The following is a 12,398-nucleotide window of genomic DNA, read 5'->3' on the forward strand; positions in this document are numbered from 1 at the left end:
ACCCCCTGCTGGGGCTTGCGCTTGAGGAGCCGCAGGTTTCAGGTACTGTGCATGTAAGAAATGTCTTTGATTTGTTTTTTTGCTGGGGCCCCACCTGAAGCTGCGCCAAGAGCTGCTCTGGCATCCGGTTGGTTTTGGCCTACCCTAAACAGAAAGCTTCAGGTGGAGTTCGTATAACTTGGGGCTAGCGGAAAGTAGCTCCAAGCAATACGCGCCCATACGGCGAACCGTTAAAGGGGAAAATGCTCTGGCCCCCAATAAACAGACCTGTATCGCGGTCGAGGGCAAACTCGAGCCCAGCGTCCAGGGTCAGGGCAAAGTTGGCATTGGGCAGGCGCAGGCCTAAGCCGCCGCCAAAGTAGGGCTTGATGCCCCGTAGATCCCGGTCAAACTGGCCCAGGTCGGGCTTAAAAAGCACCTCGCCCCCGATCAGGAAGGCGGGCCCCTGAAAAATCACATCGCCGTAGATCAGGGCCACCAGGTCACGCTGAAGGTTGGCCTCGAGGCCAAACCCCAGGGCTGGCGAGGGCACCGAGATACGAAGCTGGAAGGACCTTTGGGCAAAACCTGTAGAGGCAAAGGCCAGCAACAACAAGGCTATCAGAACAGGCAAACGTTTCATGACACACACCTCTGGTTTTGAGGTTTCAAACCTCACAGGCGATACCATAGCCCAGCCTGGCCTAAATGACCAGTGGCTTAGCTCTCACGCTACGCTAAGGGCCTGCCCTTACAGTATGGCGCGTATGAAGCGATTTTCACTGTTTGTGCCAATCCTGGCCGGATTACTCTTGAGCAGCCTGCTGGTGGCACAAACCCAACCCACAGCCAACAAGATTGGCTACCTCAACGCCAGGGCTGTGGTAGAAGCCCATCCCCAGTTTGCTAAGGTGAGGGAAATTCAAACCAAAGCCGAAGCGGAACTCAAGCCCCTTCGCGAGCAGTTGCAGTCCCTGGATGCCAAACTTCGCACCGGCAACGCAACCGCCCAGGAACAGCAAGCCTACCGCACCGCAGCCCAGAGCCTGGAAGCGGCGGGCCAGAAGTGGGGCGAGCAGCAAAACGCCGCCCTCCGGCCCATCACAGAGGATATCGACAAGGTTATTGGCAAGGTTGCCAAGGAGCAAGGTTTTGCTATTGTGTTGGATCAGGAGATTGCCGCCAGCAGTGGCCTGGTTGTTTATGCCGCACAGGAGCTCGATTTGACCCAGGCCATCGTGCGGGCCTTACCCAAATAACGGAGAAAACATATGAACAAGAACTGGTTGTTTGCAATGGTACTTCTAAGCTTGATGCTGGGTGGTTCCCTCATCGCGCAAAACCGCCCCACACCGAACCGCATTGGCTATGTGGATGCCGAAAAGGTGGTGCAAGCCCACAAGGACTTCAAAAAGGTGCAGGACATCCGCAATCAGGCCGAGCGTGAATTAAAGCCCATCCGCGATCAGCTTCAACCCCTCGAGGCCAAGCTGCGGGCCGGAAACGCCACCGCCAAGGAGCAGCAGGATTACCGTGTGCTGGCCCAAAGCCTGCAAGAAGCGAGCAAGAAATGGACCGATCGCACCAACGCTGCCCTGAAGCCAATCACCGAAGAAATTGACCAGGTCATCGCCCGGGTGGCCCAGCAGCAGGGCTTTGCCATGGTATTTGATAAGAAGGTGGCAGCCACCAGTGGTCTGGTTGTTTATGCTGCCGACGAACTCGAGATCACCGATGCCGTGATCAAAGCCCTCCCCAAGTAAGCTATACCTCGCAGGCTACAGGTGCTTTATTGCAGCCTGTGGCCTGTAGCCTTGAGCAAGCCAAATAAACAGCCGTGCGCCAGAAATATAGCGTCTGCAAGGCAACCCTTGCGAACCCACCGATATGTTAGAATCGTAAGCGATGGCGAAGGGCAAATCCAAAGCAGGTAAAGCCTCCCCTACGGAACGCAAGCGCGACCTCGAGGCTTTCGCTTTGCTGGTAATGGGGCTGGCAGCGCTGCTCGCTGCCGCCATCTATTTCGGCTCCAATCTGGCCGGGCAGGTAGGCAGCAGTATTCAGGGGTTTTTCTGGGGCAACCTGGGGTATCTGGCCTGGCTTATTCCCCCAGCGCTGGCCTTGCTTAGCGTGTGGCTGCTGCTGGATCGGCCTCTGGGCGGTTTTGCTAGAGCCACCGCCCTGCTATCGCTTGCGGGTGTAATCACCCTGCCGCTGGTGGCCCAGTTCTCCAGGCCTTCTGGGGGGCTACTGGGCAGCAGCCTGCATGGTTTGCTGGTGGGCAATTTGGGCAATTTCGGCCTGCTCATCCCCCTGCTGGCCCTCAGTTTCGTGGCCGACCTGGCGCTACGCCAGAAACCCGGTTTCCTCCTTAGCAAGGGCTTTCGGCGAGTCGTGCTTGCGGGCAGGCGCTTATACCAAGCCTTTCGGCTTTCCCAGGCCGCCAACCGGCTGCTTCAGGAGGTTCGGGCTCTGGCTGTGCGCTACCCCGAACACAAGGCCTTGCTAACCCTGCAAACAGACCTCGAGGCTTTTCGCCGCAACCCCCAAGACAGGCAGGCCATCGAGGGGCTGGCCCGGCTGCTGAACGACTTTAAAACCGAACGCAGCAAAGAGTTAGCGGGTAAGCTGGCCGCCGAAGCGCGTCCCCTTGCGGAACGCCTCGAGCGCCTGGCTGCTGCGCTGGCCGCGCCGCTAAAAGGCGATGGCCTGGCCCAAACATTGGAGGAACGCCGCGCAGCCCTGGTGCTGGAGATTGGCGCCCTGCTGAGCAAAACCCAGACCCTCACCCGCCAGGCCGAGGCTGCCGCCAAAGTGCTGGCCAGCCCCAGCACGGCACGGGTCTTGCTGACCGCCTTAGACGAGCACCAAAACCGCCTGGCGGCCTGGCAGGAATGCGAAGCCCTTACACGGGACCTGGAACAGCGGGTAGACGGCTGGCTGCGCTGGGAGGAGTGGGTGGAGTCTGCACCGCTGGAAGCCCACCCGGCTGGGCTTCGGGTTCTGCTGGAAAAAGGCCTGCAAGCCGAACCGCCCGCCTTCGAGGTGGCAACAGCCAGACCCCCCGCCGAGCCGGCCTTCGACTTCGATCTGATCTTCCCCGAACCCGACAAGGTGCATACCGCCAGCAAAACGCCTGCACCGGAAAGCCCCCTGAGCAAGACCAAAAGCGCCCCTATTCCCACTGCTTCGGCCAGGTCTTCGACGGCCCTCAAATTGCCAGGTTTTGATCTGCTCGACCCCCCCGAGCCTCCTCGCTTCGACCCCAAGATTCTGGAATACAACACCCAGCGGCAGGTTGAGCTCATCAACAACACGCTGAGGCATCACGGGGTGGAGGCCCGGGTGGTGAGCTGGTCCCGCGGGCCCACGGTTACGCGGTTCGAGCTCGAGCCCGCCCCTGGCGAAAAAATCAGCCGGGTGCAGAACCTCCATAACGACCTGGCCCTGGCCCTGGCCGCCGGTTCGGTGCGCATCGAGGCCCCCATCCCGGGCAAAAGCGTGATTGGCCTCGAGGTGCCCAACACCGAACGCGAGCTGGTGCGCTACAGCGAGGCCATCCAGTCCAGTGCCTTTACCCGTAGCAAAGATACCCTGCCGATGGTGCTGGGCAAGAGCATCGACGGCGAAGTCTGGGTTAAAGACCTTGCCCGCATGCCCCACCTGCTAATTGCGGGTTCGACCGGTTCGGGTAAATCGGTAGCCGTCAACACCCTCATTACCAGCCTGCTCTTTAAGTACCTTCCCACCGAGCTGCGTTTCTTGATGATTGACCCCAAGATGGTGGAGCTCACGCCTTACGAGGGCATCCCGCACCTGGTGCGGCCAGTGGTGACCAACCCCGCCGATGCCGCCGGGGTGCTCCTGGGGGCAGTGGCCCACATGGAGCGGCGCTACAAAATGATGAGCCAGGTGGGCGCGCGAAACCTCGAGCAGTTCAACCAAAAGATGCGGGCCGCGGGCGAGGCTACCCTGCCCTATCTGGTCATCGTGATTGATGAGCTGGCCGACCTGATGATTACCGCCCCCAAGGAAGTGGAGCAGGCCATTTTGCGCCTGGCCCAGATGGCTCGAGCCACCGGAATGCACCTGATTCTGGCTACCCAGCGTCCCTCGGTGGACATCCTGACCTCGCTCATCAAGGTCAATATCCCTGCCCGCATGGCCTTCGCGGTCTCGTCGGGCTTCGATTCCCGCACCATTTTGGATACCTACGGGGCCGAGCGGCTGGTGGGACAGGGCGATATGCTCTTCCACCAGCCGGGTCTGCCCAAACCAGTGCGTTTGCAAGGCCCCTTCCTGTCCGAGACCGAGGTGCACCGCATCGCCGCCTTCTTACGTGAACAGAGCTTCGAGGACGCCTTCGTGGTGCAGTACGGCAGCGATTTTGAAGGCCCCCTGAACCTGGGCGGGAGCGGGAGCGCCGAGGCGGGCGACGTCGACTTTGGCGACCCCCTGCTCAAGAAAGCCGCCGAGATTGTGATTGAGGAGGGCTACGCCTCGGTCTCGAGGCTTCAGCGCCGACTCTCGGTGGGGCATGCCCGCGCCGGCAAGCTGGTAGATGCCCTCGAGGCCATGGGCATCGTGGGGCCGCACCAGGGCAGCAAACCCCGGGAGGTGCTGATTACCCGCGACCAGCTACCGGAGTACTTTGGCGGAGGATAGCCACAATCAGCTATGGCGCCTCGAGCCAAACGTTATTCCTTATCACGCCTTGCCAAAAAACTACGGCCCCACATATAGCGTCCCCAGATCCAGGGCATTGCTGCCGCTCACCTGCAGCGGGCGTTCCGCCCTGGGCTCGCCGCTGTCGCATAGACCATTGCCCGAGTCGTCGCGGCAGGCGGTCACCAGGTAGCGTCCCGGCACCAGATAGGTCTGAAACCGCCCATTCACCACTGGAAGCTGCCGGGGGCTGGGGCCGCTGAAGTTGACTACAAAATCGCCTTTGGGCAGTGTCCAGGCAAAAGCGCCCGGCAGGTTGAGCAGGCCATACCCATAGGCATCGTCGCGGCCAGGGGCACCCAGGTCGGTCAGGTTGGCGCGAACCAGATTCCAGGCCTCGCTGGCCGTGCTGGCCCGGCCACTCGACAACAACATAGCCAGGGCCGCCGCTACCTGAGGGGTGGCCTGGGAAGTGCCCATATAGAAGGTGTAGTTGGGCAAGTTGGTGGTGTAATTCCAGGTGGTTGAAAGAATACCACCGCCGGGCTGGGTGGTGTTGCCACCCGGGGCTGCCACATCTACCCTACTGTTTTGTTGGCTGTAGTAGGCCACCTGGTTATAGCGGTCGGTGGCCGCCACCGAGATGGCCCCCGGACAGGATGCAGGGTAAAACATCTGGCCCGGAACCGGGGACTGTGTGTTGCCTGCTGCCGCCACCACCAGCACACCTCGAGCCACCGCGTCCGAAACAGCCTCGCACATTATATGAGAGAAATTTGGTGCACCCAGCGAAAGATTGATGACCTGCACAGGCCGGGGGTTAATCAGCGTCTGGCCGGCCTTCTGCACCGGGATGCCCACGGCATAGCGGATGGCCAGGGCCACGTCCTCGAAAGAACCGCTGCCCCTCGAGCCCAATACCCGCAGCGGCAGCACCTTGATGGGCGCATTGTAGGCCATCCCGACGATGCCCGAGTCGGTGCAGGTGGGGCAGGCCGGCGTAAAGGTACCGCTGGTCGCCACCATAATGCCGGTTACGTGGGTTCCGTGGCTGCCGCCTGTCGGGGCCTGCTGATCGCACGGGTCGGTGGGGTCGGTGTCGCCGGGGTTGTCGGGGGCGGGGGGACCACAGGGGTCGTAGGGCTTTTTGGGGTCATCGGGAGGGGCCGCGTCGCCCACGAAGTCGTAGGCGCCTTCTCCGGGCTGCCATAGCCGTCCTGCAAGGTCGGGGTGGTCGTAGCGCACCCCGGTGTCTATCACCGCTACCGTGATGGGGTTCTGGTAGGTTTGCAGGTACGTAAAGCGTGCGCCGGTGGTGCGCAGGTACCACTGCTGGGGATAAAACTGGTCGGTGGGCTCGCCCTGGGCCGTTACTATACCGTTTATTTCGGCCCACTCCACGCTGGGGTCGAGGTACAGGCGCTGCAGCAGCGCCTCAGGGCTCGAGGTAGAAAGCTTGGTAACACGGCCCACCTGGTCGTGCGAAAGCACCCGGACCCCCTGGGGCAAGGCCACCGCCCGCAGGTCTCGGCGGTACTTGACCAGGACCTCGGTTTGCTTCGCGCCTTGGGTTTCCGGCAGAGCCTGAGCGGACATTGCTCGAGTTCCCACACCCATTGTCTGGGCGCTGGGGGACGCCCCCTCGGCCACCGCACCCACCACCCGCACCAGGGGCAGGCGCACTTCAACCATGGCTTCCACGTCGCCCGAGACCATCAGGCGGCCAGTGTACTCCGGCTGGTCGGCAACCTCGCCGGTAAAATCGGCTTTGAGCTGAACCACTTTGGGGCCGATGCCACTGCTGGGGCTTACCCTGAACCAGCTGCTGAGTGCATCTAGGTGCCAGGCCACGTTGGTACCCACCCGCAAGGCCAGGCCGCCCTCAAGGCCCTCCATAACCACCACGCCAGGAATGGTGTGGGCAGGGGCCAAGGCCCCCTGTGTCGAGCAGCCCGCCAGCACCAACAAAGCCGAAAGAATATAGAGGCGCATCTACTTCACACTAACGCTGCCCAGGCATAAGTCAAGCCAGTTCTGACCAGTACCGTAACCTAGGCGCCCACAATCGTGGTAAATCGTCTGTGTTCCAGGTAGCGCTCCAGCAAGAACAACAGCAGCGCCAGGGCAACGAGGGGCAGTTGCAGGCTCAGGGCTTTGCGGCCCTCCAGGCGACGGAGTTCGTCGGTGCTGGCAAGCAGCTGGCCTCCGCTGGCTTCCGCAAGCTGGCCCAGGTTGGCCCGGCCATCCTCCAGGCGCCACTCTGGCAGGCTGGGCAGCAGCAAGCGCAGGCGGGGCTGCTCGTTCTCGAAGACCACCGCCTGGCCCATGGCTTCTTTGGGCAAACGGGCCTCGAAGCGCAGGGGCCCGGTGGGGGCAAAGCTTTGTTCCAGTCCGGCGGCACGCAGGCTCGGGCGTTCAAACTGGCCCTCGAGCAGCACCTTTACAAAATCGTCCTCCCGTATGGCCTGCACACGGGGGCGGGCCGGGGTCTGCGAGAGCCAGCGCACCAGCTCGGCAAGAAGGGCAGAGGCACCTCGCCAGTCCCGCCAGGAGCGCGAGAGGTCGGTGGTCAGGGCCGCTACCCGGCCCCGCCCGCTCTCCCCCACCGCCAGTACGGTGCCCTCGCCCGAGCTTAGCAGGGTCTGGGCCCAGGGCTTGGTTCTGGCCGGCAGTATCACCCTGAGGGCAGGCGGGCTGGTGTCGCGGGTGACAGGATGCGGCCTCACCGAGACCGGAAAACTGCCCTCGAGGGCTTCCCGCTTGAAGGCCCGCTGGGCCTCCTCGAGGAAAAAGCGGGGCAGGTCTTGCGGGCTGGGCACATCCCAGAAGCTGCCGCCCCCAGCCTGGGCCAGCTCGCGCAAAAACTGGCGGTCGGCATCGGCCCCAATCGCCACCGTGCTGGTCTTGATCTTGGGGCTGGCATCGCGGGCCGCATCGAACAGGTCGGGGGTTACATCGGCAGCCAGCCCGTCGGTCAGGGCTATTACCTGCTTGGATGCGGTAGGGACTGGCTCTAAAGCCTCCAGGGCCTCGAGGTAGGCCCGGCGAATCATGGTGCCTCCTCCTGCCGAGGTAGACAGCAACAGGCTCTCGGCCTCTTTGCGGCCCTGCTCGGTCATGGGCCGTGGGCGAAACAGCCAGCGCGGGCGGTCGGAGAAAATTACCACCCCAATGTAGTCCTGGGGGCGTGCCGAGCGGATCAGCTCGAGCGAACCCACCACCGCCAGCCCCAGCTTGTCGGCCTCGAGCATGCTGCCCGAGACATCCAGCACCAATACGATCCCCACCCCACCTGGCTCTTCCAGCGGCTCCACCGGCAGGCTATCGGCCAGGCTGGTGCGCTCCCAGCCGCCAAAAAACAATCCCCTGGGGGTAGCCGTCCACAAGAGGCTGCCCCCCTGGTTCAAAAAGCTTTGCAGGGCATCCAGCTCGGCAGCCGATAAGTCCCGCGCCCCTACCCCCAGGGCCACCACCTCGGCCCGGATCGGCAGGGTAATTTCTTGCCGCTCCTCCACAGCGAAACCCTGGGCTTTAAGGTAGCGGGCCAGGGCCGCATCCCCCAGCACCCAGACCCGGGTGGAGTCGGAGGGGCTTAGCTCGAGGCGGGCTTGCTCGCTACCCAAGGAACTCTCCACCTGGGCCGTTACCACACTGGGCTCGTCCAGTTGAAAACGATACCCCACGCTGCTGCGCCCGGGTTCAAGCTCGAGGTCGCGCTCGAGCCGCCCCGCTGGGCCGTTTATGGTCAGCCTGGCCCGTATGCGCTCGGGGGACGATCCCCTATCGGGACTCGCTGGCGCTCGTGCACCAACGGACGATCCCCTATCGGGACTCGCTGGCGCTCGTGCGCCGGTGAAATCCAAAACCGCCCGCACCTCAATGGTTTCACCTTTAGCAGGCAGGGCCGGGGCCAGAAGCGATAGTGAAATGTGGGGGCTGGGGGGAAGATAAAGGCCATAGATGGGAATGCCTACCGGCTCGGCCCTATCCTGAAAAAGACCATCCGAGACCAGCACAATGCGGTCTGGGTTCAGGGCCTGGGCTTTCCGCAGCGCCTCTTTAAGCAGCGTACCCTCACCCAGATCCAGCCTGCGGGCCGTGGGCGAGGCCACCTGAACCGCCCCACTGGCAAAAGCCACGTACTGGGCGCCCGGCAGATCTAGCTGCGGTGCCACCTCCCACACCGCCGCGCGCGCCGAGGGGCTTTGGTCGAGCAACACAACGGTTCGCACCGGCTGCACAGGCAGGCTGGGCCCCCAGAATGCCAGCAGCAGCAAGGCCGTCACGGCAGCGCGAAGCCAGAACAACATGAGTTTATTATCGAGTATCCCCCCTTATGCAAAAGCAAGTAAAGCCGCAGATACCAGACCATGACCAAGGGCCACACATCCCCTACAATTACAACCAGTATGAACCGAGTGTTGCTGGGTGTGCGGGGCATGGAGCGGCCTGAGCAAGTAGCCAAGGTATCGGGCGCGATTAGAAAACTTGAAGGTGTGCATAGCGTCCAGCCTGCCGATAAAGGGCAGCTCGAGGTCGAGTACGATCCTCAGCAGCTCACCGTGATGGATCTGATCCGGGTGGTGCGGGAGCAGGGCTTTCTAGCGGGCATGCTGTAGTTCACCTGGGCGGTCTCCCAAACCTGGGGTTTTATCTGCGGCAAGAGGCCCCGCACAGTCCTTTTGCCTGCGGGGATAGCAAGTTCATTTCCGAAGCCATTTGCAGCAAGGCCCCCATGCAGGTAACATAGGAACGTCTGAGGCAGGGCGCACCCGCCCAGGCATGGAAACCAGCCCAAAACCAAAACGGAGCTGTCCGTTGTACACAACCCATTTTCTACATCAGGGTTGGGGTACGCTATGGTGTTTACACCAAGCAAATCGCAGTAGCCTGTACAAGCACTTACTGCGTTCAGTTTGGCGGTGCTGGGATTGTGCCTGAACCACTAGACGGCTTGTAGCAAAGGAGAAACTATGGCCTACCGAGACGACTTTAAAACCCGCAAAAGCCTCTCCACCAAAATGGGTGAGGTGCATTACTTCGACATTATGGAACTCGAGCGTCAGGGCATCGCGCCGGTGTCCAGGCTGCCCTTTAGCATCCGGGTGATGCTAGAAAGCCTCCTGCGCAACCACGACGAGTACAAGATTTCCAAAGACGACGTGGTGGCCCTGGCCAACTGGCAGCCCGACCCCGGCGAGGTCAATGTGCCGCTGATGCTGGCCCGGGTCATCCTGCAAGACTTTACCGGCGTACCAGCGGTGGTAGACCTGGCCGCCATGCGCGATGCCGTGGCCCGCCTGGGCGGCGACCCCGAGATGATCAACCCCACCGTACCGGTAGACCTGGTGATTGACCACAGTGTGCAGGTGGACTACTTCGGCACTTCGTATGCCTTTGCCCAGAACGTAGAGCTCGAGTACAAGCGCAACGAGGAGCGCTACCGCCTGATTAAGTGGGGCCAGAACGCCCTCAAAAACTTCCGCGCCGTACCCCCCGGCACCGGCATCGTGCACCAGGTGAACCTCGAGTACCTGGCTTCGGTGGTGATGACAGGGAAGGCCGAGGACGGCAGGCTCTACGCCTTCCCCGACAGCCTGGTGGGCACCGACTCCCACACCACCATGATCAACGGCCTGGGCGTGCTGGGCTGGGGGGTGGGTGGCATCGAGGCCGAAGCGGTGATGCTGGGCCAGCCCTACTACATGCTGGCGCCCAAAGTCATCGGCTTCAAACTGCTGGGCGAGCTGCCCGAGGGGGCCACCGCCACCGACCTGGTGCTGCGGGTAACCGAGATGATTCGCAAGCATGGGGCGGTGGGCAAGTTTGTGGAGTTCTATGGCCCCGGCGTGTCCAAACTCTCGCTGGCCGACCGCGCCACCATTGCCAACATGTCGCCGGAGTACGGGGCCACCATGGGCTATTTCCCCATCGACGAGGAGACCATCGCCTACCTGCGCCTCACGGGCCGCTCCGACGAGCAGGTAGACCTGGTGGAGAAGTACGCCAAGGCCGTGGGTCTGTGGCGCACCGACGAGGCCGCCCCGGTCTACAGCGAGCACCTCGAGCTCGACCTCTCCAGCGTGGTGCCCGCCCTGGCCGGCCCCAAGCGCCCCCAGGATCGGGTCAACCTGGGCGAGGTGAAGCAGAGCTTCCTGGAACACCTAAGCAAAGACCCCAAGGAGCGCGGATTCGGCCTAAAGCCCGAGCAGCTCGCTAAAAAAGTGGTTGTCCAGCGGGGCCGCGACGAGTTCGAGCTCACCCACGGCTCGGTGGTGATTGCCGCCATCACCAGCTGCACCAACACCTCCAACCCCTCGGTGATGCTGGGGGCAGGCCTGCTGGCTAAAAAGGCTGTGGAGGCCGGTCTGGACACCCAGCCCTGGGTCAAGAGCAGCCTGGCCCCCGGCTCCAAGGTGGTCACCGAGTACCTCGACGCCGCCGGACTCACCCCCTTCCTCGAGGCCCTGCGTTTCCACACCGTGGGCTATGGCTGCACCACCTGCATCGGCAACTCAGGGCCGCTGCCCGAAGATATTTCCAGGGCGGTCAAGGAAGGCGACCTGGTGGTAGCGGCAGTGCTCTCGGGCAACCGCAACTTCGAGGGCCGGGTCAACCCCGATGTAAAGGCCAACTACCTGGCCTCTCCCATGCTGGTGGTGGCCTATGCCTTGGCCGGGCGGATGGATATTGACTTCACCAGCGAGCCCATCGGCTACGACCCCAACGGCAAGGCCATCTTCCTCAAGGACATCTGGCCCAGCCAGGAAGAGATTCGTCAGGCCGTCCACCAGACCCTGGATGCCGAGATGTTCCGCCGCCAGTACGCCACCGTATTCGAGGGCGACCAGCGCTGGAAGGCCCTGCCCGCCCCCACCGGCCAGCTCTACCAGTTCGACCCGGCCAGCACCTACATCCAGAACCCCCCCTTCTTCGAAAACCTGAACCAGGCCCGCGAGATCGGCGACATCAAGGGTGCGCGGGTGCTGCTGCTTTTGGGCGACTCCATCACCACCGACCACATCTCGCCCGCCGGCAACATTGCCAAGAACTCCCCCGCGGCCCGCTACCTGATGGGCCACGGGGTCGAACCCGCCGACTTCAACAGCTACGGCTCGCGGCGCGGCAACCACGAGGTGATGATGCGCGGCACCTTCGCCAACATCCGCATCCGCAACCTGATGCTGGACGGCAAGGAGGGCCCCTACACCAAGAAGCTGCCCAAGTCGGATCGGGGATTCGAGCCAGGCTCGGGTGAGGAAATGTTTGTATACGATGCGGCCATGCAGTACAAGGCCGAGGGCACGCCCCTGATTGTGATCGGCGGCGCCGAGTACGGCAACGGCAGCAGCCGCGACTGGGCGGCCAAGGGCACCTATCTGCTGGGCGTGAAGGCCGTTATTGCCCAGAGCTTCGAGCGTATCCACCGCAGCAACCTGGTGGGCATGGGCGTGCTGCCCCTGCAGTTCCAGCCCGGCCAGAACGCCGCCAGCCTGGGTCTTACCGGCTACGAGGTGTACGACATTCAAGGCCTCGAGGACATCACCCCCGGCAAAGAGCTCACCGTGGTGGCTACCCGCGCCGATGGCAGCCAGGTAAGCTTCCAGGTCAAAGCCCGCATCGACACCCTGGTCGAGGTGGACTACTACAAGAACGGCGGCATTCTGCAGACTGTTCTGAAAAACATGCTCTCCGAGAAGGCGAAAGCGTAAAACCCACCCTACAGCGACGGCGGGGGCTTTGCCTCTGCCGTT

8 protein-coding genes are annotated in these 12,398 nt (G+C 62.6%); 5 read left to right on the forward strand and 3 right to left on the reverse strand.

The window, feature by feature from the left end; genetic code table 11:
• Positions 1–184 precede the first annotated feature (184 nt).
• Positions 185–622: a hypothetical protein gene (locus tag ABWU19_RS05520; RefSeq protein ID WP_435900765.1), complete on the reverse strand. Its 438-nt coding sequence runs from the start codon at positions 620–622 to the stop codon at positions 185–187.
• Positions 623–746: 124 nt separating this feature from the next.
• Here ABWU19_RS05520 and ABWU19_RS05525 point away from each other — a divergent pair, with 124 nt between their 5' ends.
• From ABWU19_RS05525 to ABWU19_RS05535, 3 genes are all read left to right on the forward strand, one after another.
• Complete coding sequence (locus tag ABWU19_RS05525; protein WP_435900766.1) at positions 747–1,238, forward strand: OmpH family outer membrane protein; 492 nt, start codon at positions 747–749, stop codon at positions 1,236–1,238.
• 12 nt (positions 1,239–1,250) lie between these two features.
• Positions 1,251–1,742, forward strand: a complete 492-nt coding sequence (locus ABWU19_RS05530) for an OmpH family outer membrane protein (RefSeq protein ID WP_435900767.1) — start codon at positions 1,251–1,253, stop codon at positions 1,740–1,742.
• Positions 1,743–1,884: 142 nt separating this feature from the next.
• The gene (locus ABWU19_RS05535; RefSeq protein ID WP_435900768.1) at positions 1,885–4,644 is read left to right on the forward strand and encodes a DNA translocase FtsK; all 2,760 of its coding nucleotides are present in this window, start codon (positions 1,885–1,887) and stop codon (positions 4,642–4,644) included.
• A 60-nt stretch (positions 4,645–4,704) separates the two neighbouring features.
• Here ABWU19_RS05535 and ABWU19_RS05540 read toward each other — a convergent pair whose 3' ends face one another.
• Together ABWU19_RS05540 and ABWU19_RS05545 are read right to left on the reverse strand one after the other, a co-directional pair.
• A complete protein-coding gene (locus ABWU19_RS05540; RefSeq protein ID WP_435900769.1) occupies positions 4,705–6,636 on the reverse strand; it encodes a S8 family serine peptidase in 1,932 nt (643 codons plus the stop codon).
• A 59-nt stretch (positions 6,637–6,695) separates the two neighbouring features.
• Entirely contained in the window at positions 6,696–8,954 is a 2,259-nt protein-coding gene (locus ABWU19_RS05545; protein WP_435900770.1) for a vWA domain-containing protein, read from the reverse strand.
• 99 nt (positions 8,955–9,053) lie between these two features.
• Here ABWU19_RS05545 and ABWU19_RS05550 point away from each other — a divergent pair, with 99 nt between their 5' ends.
• On the forward strand, positions 9,054–9,263 hold the full coding sequence (locus ABWU19_RS05550; protein ID WP_314134118.1) for a heavy-metal-associated domain-containing protein: 210 nt from the start codon (positions 9,054–9,056) through the stop codon (positions 9,261–9,263).
• Positions 9,264–9,617: 354 nt separating this feature from the next.
• On the forward strand, positions 9,618–12,356 hold the full coding sequence (gene acnA / locus ABWU19_RS05555; RefSeq protein ID WP_435900771.1) for an aconitate hydratase AcnA: 2,739 nt from the start codon (positions 9,618–9,620) through the stop codon (positions 12,354–12,356).
• Positions 12,357–12,398 lie beyond the last annotated feature (42 nt).

The sequence above is a fragment of the Meiothermus cerbereus genome (genome assembly GCF_051297115.1).
GTDB classification, from domain to species: Bacteria; Deinococcota; Deinococci; order Deinococcales; family Thermaceae; genus Meiothermus; species Meiothermus cerbereus_A.